Source organism: Pseudomonas sp. (genome assembly GCF_048265905.1).
Classification (GTDB): Bacteria; Pseudomonadota; Gammaproteobacteria; order Pseudomonadales; family Pseudomonadaceae; genus Aquipseudomonas.
In genome coordinates, this window is the sequence record NZ_JBLXAP010000010.1 from 103434 (window position 1) to 121296 (window position 17863).

General features: G+C 54.6%; 17 protein-coding genes. 16 read left to right on the plus strand and 1 reads right to left on the minus strand.

Annotated elements, in window-relative coordinates:
- Window positions 1-60 precede the first annotated feature (60 nt).
- The 7 genes from acs (at window position 61) to argR (ending at window position 7889) form a co-directional block, all read left to right on the plus strand.
- Window positions 61-2022: an acetate--CoA ligase gene (gene acs / locus ACN0UH_RS14420; protein WP_417662701.1), complete on the plus strand. Its 1962-nt coding sequence runs from the start codon at window positions 61-63 to the stop codon at window positions 2020-2022.
- A 557-nt stretch (window positions 2023-2579) separates the two neighbouring features.
- Complete coding sequence (locus ACN0UH_RS14425; RefSeq protein ID WP_417662702.1) at window positions 2580-3359, plus strand: ABC transporter substrate-binding protein; 780 nt, start codon at window positions 2580-2582, stop codon at window positions 3357-3359.
- A 151-nt stretch (window positions 3360-3510) separates the two neighbouring features.
- On the plus strand, window positions 3511-4200 hold the full coding sequence (locus ACN0UH_RS14430) for an ABC transporter permease (RefSeq protein ID WP_087517401.1): 690 nt from the start codon (window positions 3511-3513) through the stop codon (window positions 4198-4200).
- Between the two features lie 16 nt (window positions 4201-4216).
- Entirely contained in the window at window positions 4217-4915 is a 699-nt protein-coding gene (locus ACN0UH_RS14435) for an ABC transporter permease (RefSeq protein WP_417662703.1), read from the plus strand.
- A 10-nt stretch (window positions 4916-4925) separates the two neighbouring features.
- Complete coding sequence (locus tag ACN0UH_RS14440) at window positions 4926-6038, plus strand: succinylglutamate desuccinylase/aspartoacylase family protein (RefSeq protein WP_417662704.1); 1113 nt, start codon at window positions 4926-4928, stop codon at window positions 6036-6038.
- 26 nt (window positions 6039-6064) lie between these two features.
- Entirely contained in the window at window positions 6065-6829 is a 765-nt protein-coding gene (locus tag ACN0UH_RS14445) for an ABC transporter ATP-binding protein (protein ID WP_417662705.1), read from the plus strand.
- Window positions 6830-6899: 70 nt separating this feature from the next.
- On the plus strand, window positions 6900-7889 hold the full coding sequence (gene argR / locus ACN0UH_RS14450) for a transcriptional regulator ArgR (RefSeq protein ID WP_417662706.1): 990 nt from the start codon (window positions 6900-6902) through the stop codon (window positions 7887-7889).
- 67 nt (window positions 7890-7956) lie between these two features.
- Here argR and ACN0UH_RS14455 read toward each other — a convergent pair whose 3' ends face one another.
- Complete coding sequence (locus ACN0UH_RS14455; RefSeq protein ID WP_417662707.1) at window positions 7957-8496, minus strand: DUF1523 family protein; 540 nt, start codon at window positions 8494-8496, stop codon at window positions 7957-7959.
- Window positions 8497-9121: 625 nt separating this feature from the next.
- Between ACN0UH_RS14455 and ACN0UH_RS14460 the strand changes: the two genes are divergently transcribed.
- The 9 genes from ACN0UH_RS14460 (at window position 9122) to ACN0UH_RS14500 (ending at window position 17834) form a co-directional block, all read left to right on the plus strand.
- Complete coding sequence (locus ACN0UH_RS14460; RefSeq protein ID WP_417662708.1) at window positions 9122-10117, plus strand: ATP-grasp domain-containing protein; 996 nt, start codon at window positions 9122-9124, stop codon at window positions 10115-10117.
- A gap of 92 nt (window positions 10118-10209) precedes the next feature.
- A complete protein-coding gene (locus ACN0UH_RS14465; protein ID WP_417662709.1) occupies window positions 10210-11349 on the plus strand; it encodes a trypsin-like peptidase domain-containing protein in 1140 nt (379 codons plus the stop codon).
- 71 nt (window positions 11350-11420) lie between these two features.
- The gene (locus tag ACN0UH_RS14470) at window positions 11421-12548 is read left to right on the plus strand and encodes a phosphoribosyltransferase domain-containing protein (RefSeq protein WP_417662710.1); all 1128 of its coding nucleotides are present in this window, start codon (window positions 11421-11423) and stop codon (window positions 12546-12548) included.
- Complete coding sequence (locus ACN0UH_RS14475) at window positions 12538-13290, plus strand: trehalose phosphatase (protein ID WP_417662711.1); 753 nt, start codon at window positions 12538-12540, stop codon at window positions 13288-13290. The genes ACN0UH_RS14470 and ACN0UH_RS14475 overlap by 11 nt, the downstream gene beginning before the upstream one ends.
- Window positions 13287-14381, plus strand: a complete 1095-nt coding sequence (locus tag ACN0UH_RS14480) for a cysteine protease StiP family protein (protein WP_417662712.1) — start codon at window positions 13287-13289, stop codon at window positions 14379-14381. Before ACN0UH_RS14475 ends, ACN0UH_RS14480 begins: the two co-directional genes overlap by 4 nt.
- On the plus strand, window positions 14381-15331 hold the full coding sequence (locus tag ACN0UH_RS14485) for an HpcH/HpaI aldolase/citrate lyase family protein (protein ID WP_417662713.1): 951 nt from the start codon (window positions 14381-14383) through the stop codon (window positions 15329-15331). The genes ACN0UH_RS14480 and ACN0UH_RS14485 overlap by 1 nt, the downstream gene beginning before the upstream one ends.
- Entirely contained in the window at window positions 15328-16065 is a 738-nt protein-coding gene (locus tag ACN0UH_RS14490) for an HAD family hydrolase (protein WP_417662714.1), read from the plus strand. Before ACN0UH_RS14485 ends, ACN0UH_RS14490 begins: the two co-directional genes overlap by 4 nt.
- A gap of 3 nt (window positions 16066-16068) precedes the next feature.
- A complete protein-coding gene (locus ACN0UH_RS14495) occupies window positions 16069-16653 on the plus strand; it encodes a TerD family protein (protein ID WP_417662715.1) in 585 nt (194 codons plus the stop codon).
- Complete coding sequence (locus ACN0UH_RS14500; RefSeq protein ID WP_417662716.1) at window positions 16653-17834, plus strand: TerD family protein; 1182 nt, start codon at window positions 16653-16655, stop codon at window positions 17832-17834. The genes ACN0UH_RS14495 and ACN0UH_RS14500 overlap by 1 nt, the downstream gene beginning before the upstream one ends.
- Window positions 17835-17863 lie beyond the last annotated feature (29 nt).

Below are 17863 nucleotides of genomic sequence, written 5' to 3' on the forward strand. Positions count from 1 at the left end.
GCTGGTCACACAATGGGCAATATAAAAATAACCAATCCCTTTGTGCTTGAGGAGTTGTTAATGAGTGCTGTCAACCTGTATCCCGTGAGCCCGGAGGCTGCGGCTAAGTCGCTGACCGATGAGGCAACCTACAAGGCCATGTACCAGCAGTCCGTGGTCAATCCGGATGGCTTCTGGCGTGAGCAAGCGCAGCGTCTTGATTGGATCAAGCCGTTCACCAAGGTTAAACAAACCTCATTTGACGACCATCATGTCGATATCAAATGGTTTGCTGACGGTACTCTCAATGTTTCGTATAACTGCCTTGATCGTCACCTTGAAGAGCGTGGTGATCAGGTCGCGATCATTTGGGAGGGCGATGACCCTTCTGAGCAGCGCAACATCACCTACCGTGAACTGCATGAAGACGTCTGCAAGTTCGCCAACGCATTGCGCGGCCAGGATATCCATCGCGGCGATGTGGTGACTATCTATATGCCAATGATCCCCGAGGCGGTCGTGGCAATGCTTGCGTGCACGCGCATCGGTGCAATCCACTCGGTGGTGTTCGGCGGCTTCTCGCCTGAGGCGTTGGCAGGGCGGATCATTGACTGCAACTCCAAAGTGGTGATCACCGCTGATGAAGGTCTGCGTGGCGGTAAGCGCATCGCCCTCAAGGCAAACGTTGATGACGCACTCACTAATCCTGAAACCGCCAGTGTGACGAAAATTATCGTCTGCAAGCGCACTGGCGGCGATATCAAGTGGAACCAGCATCGCGACGTCTGGTACGAAGACCTGATGAAGGTTGCGGGCAGCTACTGCGCACCGAAAGAAATGGGCGCCGAGGAAGCTTTGTTCATCCTCTACACCTCGGGTTCAACTGGCAAGCCTAAAGGTGTGCAGCACACCACGGGTGGTTACTTGGTCTACGCTGCGCTTACTCATGAGCGTGTGTTTGACTACAAGCCCGGCGATATCTACTGGTGTACAGCTGACGTAGGTTGGGTAACAGGCCATAGCTATATTGTTTATGGGCCGCTGGCCAATGGTGCGACCACCTTGCTGTTTGAAGGTGTGCCGAACTATCCAGACATTACCCGCGTGTCGAAAATCATCGACAAGCACAAGGTCAACATCCTCTACACCGCGCCGACCGCGATCCGCGCGATGATGGCTGAAGGTGAGGCTGCAATTAAGGATGCTGATGGCTCCAGCTTGCGCTTGCTGGGTTCGGTTGGTGAGCCAATCAACCCGGAAGCCTGGAACTGGTATTACAAAACCATCGGCAAAGAGAAATGCCCGATTGTCGATACTTGGTGGCAAACCGAGACTGGCGGCATCCTGATCAGCCCGTTACCGGGCGCAACGGCTCTTAAGCCAGGTTCGGCGACGCGTCCGTTCTTCGGCGTCCAGCCAGCATTGGTTGATAATCTGGGGAACCTGCTGGAAGGTGCAGTTGAGGGTAACCTGGTGATCATCGACTCATGGCCGGGCCAGGCGCGCACCCTGTATGGCGACCATGACCGCTTTGTCGATACCTACTTTAAAACCTTCCGCGGTATGTACTTCACCGGTGACGGTGCGCGACGCGACGAAGACGGCTACTTCTGGATCACCGGGCGTGTTGATGATGTGCTTAACGTCTCAGGTCACCGCATGGGGACTGCTGAAATCGAAAGCGCCATGGTTGCTCATCCGAAAGTGGCTGAGGCAGCCGTTGTCGGTGTGCCGCACGACATCAAGGGGCAGGGGATCTATGTTTACGTGACCCTCACCGGCGGCGTAGAAAGCTCTGAACAGCTGCGCCAGGAACTGAAAAACTGGGTGCGTAAAGAGATCGGTCCAATCGCCTCACCTGATGTGATTCAGTGGGCACCGGGGCTGCCGAAGACGCGCTCGGGTAAGATCATGCGCCGCATTTTGCGCAAGATCGCTACGGCTGAATACGATGGCTTGGGTGATATCTCGACGCTGGCAGATCCTGGCGTGGTCCAGCACCTTATTGATACGCACAAGGCGATGCAAAGTGCATGTGCGTGACCTTGCGTATGTCTGAATAAGGAATTGCGGTAACTTAAACGCCCGGCTCTATGAGTTGGGCGTCTTTTTTTGCACTGATTAATCTGCCTGATACCGAGATCGCGACAGGGTCGCGGCCCTGCAACGAGTTTTAAACCATCAAACAATGTGTAACACTGCTGCGCCTAACTGGGGCGCATGGGAACACTCTGCGCATTTTAAATGCTGAAAATACTTGGCTTTTGAAATAAAATTAGTCAATCAGGCCCGTGGAATAAGGGTCTTAAAATATTGGCGTCGATATTGCTTTTATAATGGGTTGGATTTCAATTCTTCCTATGCATTTTTTGCTTGGGATGTCAATCGCCTGCTAAGGCGCCTTAGGTGCATTTGTAATTACTTGTCGCATTGAAGAAATATACAGTTTCAGCCTCTCGCTAGAATGCCGCACACTCAGCCGAAGCCGTACATTGCCTGCGCACTGCGTAGTTTGATGGCGAGTTAACTACAATTCATATATGGCTGAATGCACTTATCCACTGCCATCCGATGCCATTCCCTCTCGAAGGAGTCACAAGATGAAGAAGATTGCACTTCTCGGCGCACTGGCGCTATCCGTTCTGTCGCCGCTGGCCATGGCTGATGATGCAAAACCACTGCGCATCGGCATTGAAGCCGCATTCCCACCGTTTGCCTTCAAAACTCCGGAAGGCCAGATCACTGGCTTTGATTACGACATCGGCAATGCTTTGTGCGAGCAAATGCAGGTTAAGTGTACGTGGATCGAGCAAGAGTTCGACGGTCTGATCCCCGCTCTGAAGGTTCGTAAGTTCGACGCTGTATTGTCTTCTCTGACCATTACCGAAGACCGTTTGAAGTCGGTGGATTTTTCCAAGAAGTACTATCACACCCCAGCCAAGCTGGCGATGAAGGCCGGTACTGTGATCAATGATCCAAAGGTTGATCTCAAAGGTAAAAAGGTAGGTGTTCAGCGCGCCTCGATCTACGACCGTTACGCCACCGATGTGTTGGCACCGGCTGGGGTTGAAGTGGTCCGCTACAGCTCGCAGAACGAAATTTTTCTTGATCTTACCGCAGGTCGCGTCGACGCAACCCTGGCTGACGCTGTCAACATCGATGATGGCTTCCTCAAGACTGACGCTGGCAAAGGCTACGAGTTGGTAGGTCCTGACTTGAACGATAAGAAGTATTTCGGCCAAGGTGCTGGCATCGCTGTGCGTAAAGGCGACACCGAGCTGGCGAACAAAATCAGCACTGCCATTGAAGACATCCGTGCTAACGGTAAGTACAAAGAAGTTCAGGACAAGTACTTCGACTTTGACGTCTACGGCGAATAATCGCCTCAAGTGAAAGTGGCACACACGGATAACGTGCACATCTCAATCCGTTGGTGAACGTAAGCCGTGCAGTGTTTTGCACTGCACGGTATGCGCCACTTTTCGATGTACTCTTCGGCGCCGCCCGGCGCCTGCATGAGGAAACAAGAGCATGCTCAATGGCTATGGTTCGACCATTCTTGACGGTGCTTGGCTAACCGTAATTTTGGCCCTGACCTCAATGGCAGTGGCGACTGTTCTCGGCTTGTTGGGTGCGGCTTTTCGTTTGTCGCCGATTAAATGGCTGGCAATACTGGGCGAAACCTACGCTACGGTTGTTCGCGGTATTCCCGATCTGGTACTGATCCTGCTGATTTTTTACGGCGGCCAGGACATGGTCAATCGTGTCGCGCCGATGCTCGGTTATGACGATTACATCGACATCAACCCGTTTGTAGCGGGTGTCTTCACCATGGGCTTTATCTTTGGCGCGTACCTGTCTGAAACCTTTCGTGGCGCTTTTATGGCGATCCCTAAAGGGCAGGCGGAGGCTGGCGTTGCTTATGGCATGAGCAATCTCAAGGTGTTCTTTCGCATTCTTGTGCCACAAATGATTCGTTTTGCAATTCCCGGTTTCACCAATAATTGGTTGGTGCTGACCAAAGCCACGGCGCTGATTTCGGTCGTGGGTCTGCAAGATATGATGTTCAAGGCTAAAAGCGCGGCAGATGCTACGCGTGAGCCTTTTACTTTTTATCTGGCAGTCGCAGCGCTTTACTTGGTGCTGACCAGCGTGTCACTGCTGGCTCTGCGTTTTCTCGAAAAACGTTACTCGGTCGGCACTAAAGCCGCTGATCTTTGAGTAGGGGAGCGCACTTATGATTTTCGATTACAACGTTATTTGGGACAGCCTGCCACTGTATTTCGGCGGCGTCTTGGTGACCCTGAAGTTACTGCTGATCTCTCTGTTTTTTGGTTTGATGCTGGCGATTCCGCTGGCATTGATGCGCATATCCAAATCGGTCTGGATTAACTTTCCGGCTTGGCTCTACACCTACGTCATTCGCGGTACGCCGATGCTGGTGCAGCTGTTTCTGATCTACTACGGTCTGGCGCAGTTCGAGGTTATTCGTCAAAGCGTTCTGTGGCCGTATTTCTCTAATGCAGCGTTCTGCGCCTGCGTGGCATTTGCGATTAACACCAGCGCTTATACCGCTGAGATTCTTGCTGGCAGCCTCAAGGCGACGCCGCATGGCGAAATCGAGGCGGCCAAAGCCATGGGCATGTCGCGGGCCAAGCTGTATCGCCGTATCTTGCTGCCGTCGGCTATCCGGCGTGCGTTGCCGCAGTACAGCAACGAAGTCATCATGATGTTGCACACCACAAGTCTGGCCTCGATCGTGACCCTGATCGACATTACGGGCGCTGCGCGCACGGTCAGTTCGCAGTATTACTTGCCGTTTGAAGCCTTTATTACCGCAGGTGTGTTCTATCTGTGCCTGACCTTCATTCTGGTGCGCCTGTTCAAGTTGGCCGAGCGTCGCTGGTTGGCTTACCTGGCTCCGCGTAAGCATTGAGGAGAGGCTGATGCAACGTATTGATCATCTATTGCCTTGGAGCACGCCCGGTACCGAGCGCCGCCTGTCGGTGTTCAGCTTTGGCAGCGGCGAGCGCAAAGTCTATATTCAGGCCTCACTGCACGCTGATGAACTACCCGGCATGCGTGTTGCGGTAGAGCTCAAGCGCCGCTTGCTTGAGCTTGAGCAGCAAGGCCAGCTCAATGCTGTGATCGAGCTGGTGCCAGCTGCCAATCCCATCGGTCTTGGGCAAATGGTTCAAGGTCAGCATCAAGGCCGTTTTGAGTTGAGCAGTGGGCATAATTTCAACCGTGACTTTGTTGATCTGGCCGATGTAATCGCACCTCAGCTCGAAGGCAAGTTGGGCGCCGATGTAGCGGTCAATACACAATTGATCCGCGCCGCGATGCGTGATGCGCTCAAGGCGTTAGCGCCAGTGCAGTCGCAACTCGAAGGCATGCAGCGCTTATTGCAGATGCACGCCTGTGATGCCGACGTGGTGCTTGATCTGCATTGTGACTTTGAGGCAGTTGTGCATCTGTATGCGATACCTCAGCACTGGACGCAATTACGTTCGCTCGCTGCTCGTCTGTATGCGGGGACTGTGTTGCTGGCTGAAGATTCTGGCGGTTCATCTTTTGATGAGGCTTGTTCGGGGCCTTGGCTACGTTTGGCCCAGCGCTTCCCAGAGGCAAAAATTGAACCGGCATGCATCGCAACGACCGTCGAGTTGGGTGGAATGGAGCGTACCGGGCGCGATCAGGCCTGTGCTGACGCTGAATCGATTTTAGCGTTTCTCGCAGAGCAAGGCTTAATCAGCGGGCAGTGGCCGGAAGCACCAGAAGATTGCTGCGATGCTGTGCCGTTTGCCGGTACTGAAATGCTTTATCCACCGCATTCGGGTGTGGTGAGTTTCCTGCAACCTGCTGGCGCTTATGTAGAGGCCGGAACTCCGGTATTTGAAGTAATCGATCCGCTCGACGACCAGCACAGTGTGGTTTGCGCAGGTACTTCAGGTGTGATCTTCGCGATTGAACGCATGCGTTTTGCCCAGCCGGGACGCTGGTTGGCCAAGGTGGCCGGACATCAATCTATACGTCAGGGCCGCTTACTCAGCGACTGATTTCACTGAATTCGAGAGTCGACACCATGTACAAACTTGAAGTCCAAGACTTGCACAAGCGCTACGGCAGCCATGAAGTGCTGAAGGGTGTATCGCTGGCAGCCAAAGCCGGTGATGTGATCAGTATTATTGGTTCCAGTGGTTCCGGTAAAAGTACTTTTCTGCGTTGCGTCAACATGCTTGAGCAGCCGTATGGCGGCAAGATTCTGCTCAACAATGAAGAGCTGAAACTGGTGCCTGGTAAAGACGGCGCGCTGAAAGCGGCAGACCCCAAGCAGTTGCAGCGTATGCGCTCGCGTCTGGCGATGGTATTTCAGCACTTCAATCTGTGGTCGCACATGAGCGCCTTGGAAAACGTCATCGAAGCGCCGATCCACGTGCTGGGCATGTCGAAGAAAGAAGCGCTTGAGAAAGCTGAGCATTACTTGAATCAGGTCGGCGTAGCTCATCGCAAAGAGGCGTATCCGGCGCATATGTCTGGCGGTGAGCAGCAGCGTGTGGCCATTGCTCGCGCGCTGGCCATGGAGCCCGAAGTGATGCTGTTTGATGAGCCTACTTCAGCGCTGGACCCGGAGTTAGTCGGTGAAGTGCTCAAAGTTATGCAAGACCTTGCCCAAGAGGGGCGTACCATGGTGGTTGTAACGCACGAAATGGGCTTTGCCCGTGAAGTGTCAAACCAACTTGTGTTTTTGCATAAAGGTGTAGTTGAAGAGCGCGGTTGCCCACGAGAAGTGCTGGCGAATCCGCAATCCGACCGCCTTAAGCAGTTTCTCTCCGGTAGCCTAAAATAAGCACCTTAATTGCGTGGGGTCACTGGCGAGTGTTGCTCAGTGACCCTATAACAGAGCTAAACTGCCCCGAATGAACTCCCACCGAATTGGCTTCCTGATCTGGCCCTCCACCAAGCCGCTAACCCTGGCAATGGCTGAGGAGGCGTTGCGCGTAGCGCAGCGTGTTCATCCTGAAGTGGTCTACGAACTGACCTTTCTGCAAGCCGAGCCGCAGCCTGAGGCGACAACGGGTGGCTGGACGCTACCGGGCGAGCCTTGGGCGGGTAAGCTTGAAGGCTTGCAGCGTCTGTTTTTGCTGGCAGATGAGCCGCCAGCAAGCATTGCGCCGGGGTTGTCGAGCGCGATTAAGCAGATGGTGCGTAGCGGTTGTGTAATCGGCTCAATCGCGGCTGGTGTCTATCCGCTGGCGCAAATAGGTTTGCTTGATGGCTATCGCGCCTCTGTGCACTGGCGCTGGCAGGATGACTTTACCGAGCGCTTTCCTAAAGTCATTGCCACCAGCCACTTGTTCGACTGGGATCGCGATCGCTTGACCGCCTGTGGCGGCATGGCGGTGATGGATCTGCTGCTGGCGTTGTTGGCACGTGACCACGGAGCCGAGCTTGCCGGTGCGGTCAGCGAGGAGTTGGTGGTTGAGCGTATTCGTGAGGGTGGTGAGCGTCAGCGGATTCCGCTGCAAAATCGCTTGGGTTCGAGCCATCCGAAGCTGACTCAAGCGGTGTTGCTGATGGAAGCTAATATCGAGGAGCCGCTGACCACTGATGAAATCGCCCAGCACGTTTGCGTCTCACGCCGTCAGTTGGAACGTATCTTTAAGCAGTATCTCAATCGGGTGCCGAGCCAGTATTACCTTGAGTTGCGCCTCAACAAGGCGCGCCAATTGCTGATGCAGACCAGTAAGTCGATTATTCAGATTGGCTTGTCGTGCGGTTTCTCATCTGGCCCGCACTTCTCCAGCGCCTACCGTAACTTCTTTGGCGCCACTCCGCGTGAAGACCGCAATCAGCGCCGTAGCAACAGTCCATTCGAACTGACCTCGACGCCAATCGAGCGCGGCTGATGGGGCAGGCGATTTCCTGTCGGGATTAAGCACCTGCGCCCTGACAGCTGTTTATCGCCTTGAGTTCTCAGCTTACAACGACTTGGTTGCGGCGCTTGTTGCGGCGCTTTACGCTAATGGTCACGACAATCGCCAGCAGCAAGAGCACGCTGAAGAAAATTGTATTGAACCAGGGAAAGGGTTCGGTGCGGCTGTTCGTTGCTTCGATATGGGTGATGTTTGGGAAAACCGACAGAATCTGGATTCGCCAACCGTAGTAACGGATCAGTGCCAATTGATCTGTATCACGGGAGTAGCCTTGAGCTTTGGCCTGTTCATCAGCCGAGTCAAACTTGAAGTACCAAGGGAAGCTCCAGCCGGTATCCTCGTTGCGATAGACCACAACTTTTTTGCTGTCTGGGTTCTCGGTATTAATAAAGTAGACATCCCGGGTTGGGCCGTCCGCAGGGTTTTCGGCATTGATCACGCCGTCATGGTCGACGCGTTTGACCTCGACGCCGGTGACCAGCACCACATCATGCTGAGGCAGTATGTAAAACAGTCCCAGAGCACTTGCGCCAACCACCAGAATGAGCGCGCCCAGTACCAGCCCTTTTAACCACTTCATGTAGACACTCCATTTGTAATTAACAGGATTTTGCCTCATTTTCCGGATCAAGGTCAGGTGTTTGCTTGTATATAAGTCAGATATCCGGCGATAGCAGTGGTTCAAACAACATCGCTTCAACATGGAGGTGGCAGTGAGGTTTTTGCCGGTTGGCCATGCTTGGGCGCGTCAACTCGACTCATTGGCAATTAGCAGGGGTTGTTGCACGCTGCTGAGGCCGTGTTCGCAGCGCACTTGAGTAGGCTTATTTGCATATCTTTTTGTTGTAACAGTCAATTGATACAAGGTTTTGCTAGTCGTTTTAGTCGCTAGGCAAGCTGATATTATTGACTGCTTGAATCAACTAAGCGGACACCTGTGCACGGACAGTGGACATCTCTTTTAACTAGGTCATGAGCCCATTCGCGAGCTGAGTGTGAAAAAGTTTTTAGAGCGTCGAGCTTCTTTTTTCAGCGCCAATCGTTCCGGCGTCGTAGCAGCTCTGACAAGTCGACACCGGCATTACGCGTCGCCCTAATGAGCGCTGAGATCGGATCATTTCCGTCCCTTTCCTCCATTGGAGACCCGCAACTGCTGCCTCACAAAGGTTAGCTGCTGCGCACGTGCACATATTTAGGAGCTCCAGATGATTTGGTTACTCGAAGGGCAGTCCAGTCAGCGCGACATCATCATTGGTGTGCGTGAGGCATTGCCTGCGGGTGTGAAAATCTTCGCCTCACACGGACAGGCCCGGCCAGAAATTACAGGGCTAGCTGACATCAGCCTTTTCGAGCCTGCGGACATTCAAGAGCGGATCGAGTGGATACTGCAAACGGCTCTTGACAACAACATCAAAGTCGTACTGGCTGGGCGCGAGGGTCGCTTGATTGAGTTTGCACGTGCTCAATTTGACGCTGCTGGCCTGACTTTGGTGACCGGCGGTCTGTCGATGGAGGCCCTCAATTGCGTCGACGACAAAAGCTTGTTCACGGCGCAGGCTGAGCAAGCTGGATTGGATTGTGTACCGGCAATCACGGTAACTGATGCTCTGGAGTTGGCCACGGCCTATGCAACGCTTGCGGCTCAGGGCGAGGTTTGCATCAAGCCTGTTGTCGGGATCTATGGCGAGGGTTTTTGGCGCTTTAACCCGCAAGCAGATGCTTTCAGCTGCTTTGCCAAAGGTGTGCGTGAAGTCAATTTCGATACTTATTTGCAGGCTTACGCTGCAACTGAGGCTAAACCAGCCATGTTGGTGATGCCGTACATGGCGGGCAGCGAGTGCTCGGTGGATATGGTTTGTGAGGCGGGTCGTGCTGTTGCATTTGTCGGTCGGCGCAAGCAAGGCCTCTATCAGACGTTCGAGCGCGATGGCGAGGCTGTTGAGTTGGCGGTCAAGGCCGCTCAGCACTTTGGCTGTGACGGTATCGTCAATATCCAGACGCGAGATGATTCGGACGGCAAACCGCATTTGCTGGAAATAAACCCACGCTACTCGGGTGGGATCGGTTATACCCGTGCGACTGGCATCAACTTGCCAGGCATCTTTGCTGCCCGTAGATTGGGTTTCAAAGAGCCTGAAAGTGATTGGCGCAAGGATGTCCGGGTGAAGGCTGTCACAGTTGCTATACCCTTGCCGGTGTGATTCTGAATGGCTATCGGTATGATCGTATATTGTTGCGGTTGGTCCAGTGAGCATCAGGGAGAGTGCATGAGCGGTCAGGGAGGGCGTTACGAATGATGGTACTAGCGCCTGGCGCAAACACCGCAGTATCGGGCTCTCAGAGCGAATGGACTCTGGAGTGCAGCGACGCCAGCGCGTTTGGCGAATACGCGGCCGTTGCGATATTGCCGGTTAATGAGAAGCGTCAGCCGAAAGGCCCGGCAGCGCTATTCCAAACCCCGCAAGGCTGGATGGAATGGAGCGGGGGGCCGGAAAAGGTCGGCTGTAGCCTCAACTTGGCAACGCTCCCGGATGGTGCTGAGCGCGTGCTTTTAGTCGTCTACAGTTACTCTGCCGCTGGCCCGGTTAGTGCGCTTAAAACCCTGCATCTGCAAATTGATGGTCAGATCGAGTGCAAGCTTGATCTGCAGGGCAACGGCGAGTCTGCGCTCATCATCGGTGAGTATTACCTGCGTGATAGTCTATGGAAGTTTCGCGCCTTGGCTGAAGGCTCTGCGTACGGTTTGGCCGCGCTGGGCCGTAGAATTGGGCTCGATATTGATGAGGCTCACCCAAAGGGCCGCACGATGCCTTCGGAATCTGGTCGAACAGGTAGCGGTGCAACGGGCACCGGTTTCGCTGTCTCAACCAATCACATTTTGACCTGTGCCCATGTTATTGAAGGCATGCAGGAAATTCACATCGCTTCTTTTGACGGGCGCTACCGTGCAGAGCCAGTGGTTGTCGACCGCAGTAATGATTTTGCACTGCTAAGAGTGCTGGAGTGCCCAAGTCTGAAAGCTGTTTCGTTCAAGCAAGGTTCTGGTTGTGATCTCGGTGAGTCGGTCGTTGCCTTGGGCTTCCCGCTCGCAGGTCTTGCTGGTGGTGGTGTGCATGTCACCCACGGCGGAGTGTCGGCCTTGTTTGGTCTTCATAACGACTCGAGTCTTCTGCAGTTTACGGCGCCGATTCAACCGGGCTCGAGCGGCAGCCCTTTGTTTGACTCCAGCGGTGCAGTGATCGCGATGGTGACCTCTACATGCCCTGACACGCAGAACATGAACTTTGCGGTAAAAGGTGCGCTGGTCCTGTCTTTTCTGGAGGCGTGCCGTATAGATGCAGATACAACACCCAGTACAAAAGCGCTAAGCACTGCTGAGTTGGCGCGTGAAGCCCAACCTTCATTATGGCGAATAGAGGCCCGAAATCTGTAACCCCACTTTGACTGAGGCCCACGGAAGCGGCGTTAGGTTTTTCATCGCCTGGCAAATTAGGAATGTTGTTAATGGATCGTAACACCGCAACACAAACGCTTAGCGCGCAACTTATGCGCGGCCTTCTCGAAGTTGAAGTCGAAGGTTCTGTAGGCGCACCTGACGCATTGTTTGGTTTCGCCGAGCGCCACAATCCTAAGCGTGCATTTCTATTCGTCTCCAAAGTATTGGGACGGCATATTCCTGCGCGCCCGTCGGTGATGAATACAAGTTACGACAGTTTGGCGGCTAAAATCCCGGCTGACTTGCCCGGCCCGGTATTGGTCATCGGAATGGCCGAGACCGCTGTTGGCCTTGGTGCGGGTGTTCACCGTGCATACAGCCGCACGCGTGCCGATACGATTTATATGGTCAGCACCCGCCACCCGACGGGCACCGGACTGTTTACTCGATTTGAAGAAGAGCATAGCCACGCCAGCGCTCACTTGATCCACATGCCGGTCGAGACGGATATACGGGACATGATGCTCAATGCCCGCTCGCTGGTGCTGGTTGACGACGAAGCATCTACTGGCAAGACCTTTATCAATCTGCACCGGGCGTTGGTCGATGCGGGCCTTAGTCAACTGGAGCAGGTGGTGACCTGCGTGCTCACCGATTGGTCGGGCGGCGCTGTTCGTGACAGCATTGGTCCGTCGACACACCAGGCGTCGTTACTACAGGGTTCGTACCGTTTCAATGAGGATGTCGACGCGCCGCTGCCAGTCATGCCCGCCGTCGGCACTGTCGAGGCTGGAGATTGGCCGCTGTCAGCGAGTAACGATTGGGGGCGTCTGGGCGTTCGGCAGGTTGCCGACACCTTAGCGCCGGACTTGCAGATCAAGGCGGGTGAGCGAGTACTTGTGGTCGGCACCAGTGAGTTTGTCTGGCGTCCATTTTTGCTGGCTGAGCGTTTGGAGCGTGCCGGAGCCGACGTTTACTTCAGCTCCACAAGCCGTTCGCCCATAGCCCTTGGCCATGCCATCGGGCATGCACTGTCGTTTGCAGACAATTATGGGCTCGGTATTCCCAACTTCCTCTACAACGTCAGCCCCGGCCAGTTTGATCGTGTGCTGATTTGCTCGGAAACCCCGGCACAGGCGGTCTCGACACAATTGCTAGAAGCACTGAATGCGCAGGTGATCGTCAATGAGCAGTAATCGTCCGCTGGTATTGATCGATCTCGACGACACTCTGTTCCAAACGGCACGCAAGATGGTCGAGGGAACTCCCCGGCATACCGCGACGCTCGATATTGAAGGTCGGCCGAACGGCTACATGAGCCCGGTGCAGAAGTCTTTTGTCGAGTGGTTGCTGGCGAGCGCCGATGTGGTACCGGTCACTGCGCGCAGCGTGGAGGCCTATAGCCGGGTGCAACTGCCTTTTACCCATGGTGCAATTTGCGCGCATGGCGGCGTAATGCTCGACTCCACCGGCACCCTTGATCCAGACTGGCAGGCACAGATGACTATGGTGCTTGCGGATTATCAAGGCCGCCTGCATGACTTGAGTAAAGCCACACTGGAAATCGGCATGGAGCTTGGAATCTCGCTTCGCGGCTGGGTGGTTGAAGAGCAAGGGTTACAGCATTACGTGGTCACCAAACATAACGAATCCAACGACGATGTGCTTAATACCGTGCTGGCTGAAGTCCAGGCGCGGGGCCTGCTGGACGGCTTGCATATCCACGGCAACAGCAACAACTTGGCATTTCTGCCGATGGGGCTGTCCAAACGGCTAGCGGTTGAAGAGTGGTTGCGCCGCGATCTCGAACTCAATGGCGAGCGGCCGGTATTGGGTTTTGGCGACAGCATCACCGACCTTGGCTTTATGGATGTGTGTCATATGTGGGCGACTCCAGCGCGTAGCCAACTGGCCAAGCTGGTGGAGCGCAGCTTATGACGCTTTCTCTTGGCGAACTGAACACTGTCGGTAGCGGCAGCTATGTTGCGGATGATGTGCATTTCCTGCTGCAAGCTGTGCAGATTGAAGTGACCGATGTCGCGGAGAAGGAGCGTTTGATTCAAACCAAGCAAAAACACTACTCCGAGATGATCAGCCAGGAGCACGCGCCGACGCCAGTGCACAAGACCCTGTTTGAGCGCGCACTGCTGCAGAGCGGTGAGCGCATGGCTGCGGATGTTCAGTCTCTGGCGCTGGCACTGAACCAAGCCTGCACAGGCACCTCGATTGTGCTGGTATCCTTCGTTCGTGCCGGGCTGCCACTGGGTGTACTGCTGCGCCGTGCATTGATCGGGATGGGGCGTGATTGCCATCATTATGGAATTAGTATCGTCCGTGACCGGGGCATCGACACTGTCGCTTTGGAAGCAATTATTCAGGCTCACGGGGCCGAGAACATTGTGTTTGTCGATGGATGGACAGGCAAGGGTGCGATTTCTGCTGAAATTAGGCGTAGCCTCAAAAGTGACTCACGTTTTCCAGTGGAGCCACGTTTAGTCGTGCTTGCAGACCCTTGTGGGCGTGCCTGGTTATCAGCTTCGGCCGAGGACTGGATCATTCCGTCAGGCGTTTTAGGCGCAACCGTATCCGGCTTGGTTTCGCGTTCTATCTGGCCGACAGACGGAGGGCTGCACGGTTGCATTGTGTACGATCACCTGAGCGAACATGATGTGACCCGCGACTTCATCGAACAGATTGAAACGCAGCGCCAGGCTTTGGCTTCAGTCGTCCCGGCAACGCCGTGGACAGACGATCAGCGACGCGCACTGCAGACGGCGGCCACCAGCGTGGTTGAGTCCCTGGCCGCGCGTTTTAACATCAGCAATCTGAACCGAGTTAAACCGGGGATTGCTGAGGCGACCCGCGCAGTGCTGCGCAGGGTTCCTGACCATGTATTGGTTCGTGACCGCAATGACCACGATGTTCAGCTCCTGATGCACCTGACCGAGGCCGCTGGCATCGAGGTCGAAGAAGCCGGCAGCGATCTTGGTCCATACCGAGCGGTGACCATCATTCGGAGTGTGAGCTGATGAACAACGTATCGCCATACGCCCTCGGGGCCACGCTTTACATGCCCGCTACCCGTATCGATCTGCTCGATGTGGTTTTCGGCGCAAAATTGCCTGAGCTGCGTTCGCTGGTCGTTTGTCTGGAAGATGCAGTGGCAGAAATTGATGTCAGCACAGCGCTGAAAAACCTGAGTGGTTTGCTTAATGCGATTGCTGCCCGTGGCGGGCGTCCAAGTGACGGTCCATTGTTGTTCGTTCGCCCGCGCGACTCGGAAATGGCCGCGGTACTCAATGACTGGCCATTAATGCGCCATGTCGATGGATTTGTTGTGCCAAAACTGACGCTGGGCAATTTGCACGCCTGGGAGAAGGCCGTAACCAATCCGGACCTGTACTTGATGCCGACCCTGGAAACGCCCGACGTCTTCAATCCAAATGCGATGGTCGAATTAGGCCAGGCGCTGAAGGCCGATCTGTTTCAACGAGTGATCGCCTTACGCATTGGCGGTAACGATTTGATGGGCTGTTTGGGCTTACGTCGTACGCCGACTGCAACGCTCTACAGCACACCGATGTCTTATGTTATTCCGATGCTGGCTGGGGTGATGGGGTCGCAAGGTTTCGCCTTGACCGCCCCAGTGTTTGAGCAACTGGCAAAGCCCGACTTGCTGAAAGAGGAGCTCGAACTTGATATTGCTCACGGCTTGGTAGGTAAAACGGCGATTCATCCGAGTCAGGTCAGCATTATCCAAGACTCGCTGCGGGTGAGCCTTGAAGATTTGAACAGCGCCAAGCTGATCGTCAGTGATCTTGCACCAGCGGTGTTCAAGCACAATGATGTGATGTGCGAGCCAGCGACTCATTACAAATGGGCGATGAGAGTCCTTGAACGGGCTCGCTGGCACGGCGTTAAACCAACGGACCTTGGCAGCGGTGACGCGCCGGTCCTTCTGGCTGGAGCCGCTCGATGATGCACGAGATGCTTGGAGCTGATGCGCAAGATGAGAAGGTGCTGTCGGTCTTTGACTTTGATGGCACGCTGACACGGCGTGACAGTTTCGTCCCTTTCCTTAGATTTGCTTTCGGCAAACTCGAGTTTATTCGACGGATTTTTACCCTTGCTATACCCAGCGTTCATTTCCTCTTCCGGCGAATGAACCGTGATGAGCTTAAAGCACATTTGATCGCGAAATTTCTGACCGGTGTGGAAGTGGAATGGATCGAGCAAAAAGCATTGGATTTTTGCAATCGATATTGGACCCGGCTGATGCGTCCTTCGGGTTTGTTATCGGTTGCCGCAGAGATTGAAGCGGGTGCTGAGGTTACGCTTTGCTCGGCGTCTCCAGCCTTGGTTCTCACGCCTTTTGCGAGGCGTTTAGGGATCAAGTTGATTGCCACCGAGCTTGAAGTTGTCGACGGTGTTCTGACCGGTCGTATTAGCGGCAACAATTGTCGCTGCGAGAACAAGGTGATCAGGCTCGAGGCTGTGTATGGACTCCTCAGTGAGTACCGGCTCAGGGCCTGGGGCGATACTCGTGGCGATCTCGAACTGCTAGCCGCAGCGCAAGACGCACACTGGCGACACTTTCATTCTGCGTGGCGTCGTGGACGTATGCGCAGGGCCAAGAAGAGAAAGCAACACGCGAGCGTTCAAAAGCTCAAGTCCGAAAATAAAACGAATACTGACGATCAACAAGGAGCGTAACCAATGGCACTCACTCTGAGCAAAAATCAAACGATCTCTCTGGAAAAAACCGCTGGCAGCGGCCTGAGCAAAATCAGCTTGGGTCTTGGTTGGGACGCAGCAAAAAGCGGGTTTTTTGGCAAGTTGTTGGGTAGCGGCGGCGAGATTGATCTTGACGCATCCTGCATCCTGCTTGACAGCGAACTGAAGGCCATCGACCTGGTCTGGTTCCGTCAACTCAAGTCCAATGACGGCTCCATCCAGCACTCAGGTGATAACCGCACCGGTGAAGGCGATGGTGATGACGAAACTATCAATGTTGACCTTCAGCGCCTGCCTGAAGCGGTCAAGCACCTGGTGTTCACCGTTAATAGCTTCACTGGTCAGACTTTCGAGAAAGTTGAAAACGCTTACTGCCGTATCGTCAACGCCAGTAATAAAACGGAGCTTGCCCGTTTTAATCTGTCTGAGCGTGGCGGTCACACCGGCATTGTTATGGCGAGTCTGTCACGTGAAAGTTCTGGCTGGGAATTCAAGGCTATCGGCGTCACCACAAATGGTCGCACGGTCGATGATCTGGTTTCTCTGGCTGTTCAGGCGGTGCGTTAATGGCTGCTCTCGTACCGGGTGGTAATGCGCCAGTTGCGACCGGTCAACTCAGTGTTGATATCAAATACGCACCTATTCCCGGGGCGGACATTGATGTTTCAGCTTTTATCTTGAACGCTGCCGGTAAAGTCCGTGGCGATAGCGACATGTGTTTCTACGGCCAAACCAGTGTTCTGGGCGGTGTTGTGCAGATGACCGAGTCATCTGCCGGCCGGGCCGTGTTCACTGTTGACCTGAGCAAGCTCGAGCCTGTGGTTGAGAAAGTGGCATTGACCGCCACTATCTACGAGAACAAAGCCAGTTTTGACCGTGTTTCCCAGCTTTCACTAAGCATCACTGGCGGTATCGAAGCTCAGCTTGCTACTGCTGGCATGCAGGAGACGGCGCTGATTCTTGGCGAGTTCTATCGGCGTCAGGGTGAGTGGAAGTTCCGCTGCGTGGCACAGGGTTTCGCAGGCGGGCTTGAGCCATTGGCCAAGCACTTTGGGGTTGAGGTCGCAGCGCCTGCGCCTGCGGCCACTCCAACGCCGCCACCGGCGCCTGTGCCCCCGGCAGCGCCTCCAGCTGCAAAGTCATCGATCAGCCTGAGTAAGGTCACGCTCGATAAGACTCGCACCACAATCAGTCTGGAGAAAACCGCAGCCGGTTTTGGTGAGATCAAGGTCAACCTGAACTGGAATCAGCGGCCTGCCAAGAGCGGTGGTTTCTTCGCCCGCAGCAAATCCATCGACCTCGATGTCGGCTGCTTGTATGAGCTGCAAAATGGTCAAAAGGGTGTGGTGCAAGCGCTCGGCAAGGCTTTCGGTAGCCTGACGCACGAGCCTTATATACAGCTGATGGGCGACGACCGTACCGGCTCGGTTGCCGGTGGCGAGTGGCTGCACATCAATGGGACTAAGTGGAGCGAGGTGCGGCGCATTTTGTTCTTTGCCTTCATTTATGAAGGGGTTCCAAACTGGAAGGAAACCGATGGCGTGGTGACCATTTACATTCCTGGTCAACCTGACATTGAGGTACGCCTCAACGAGGAGGGTGGTCGTGAAGGGGTGTGCGCCATTGCTTTGCTGGAAAACGTAAATGGTGCGGTAAAAGTCACCCGCCAGGTTGATTTCCATCGCGGTCACGCGGTGATGGATAAGGCTTATGGCTGGGGCATGCGCTGGACTGCTGGTTCAAAATAATATTCATGGCGTAGTCATTTGGCTGCGCC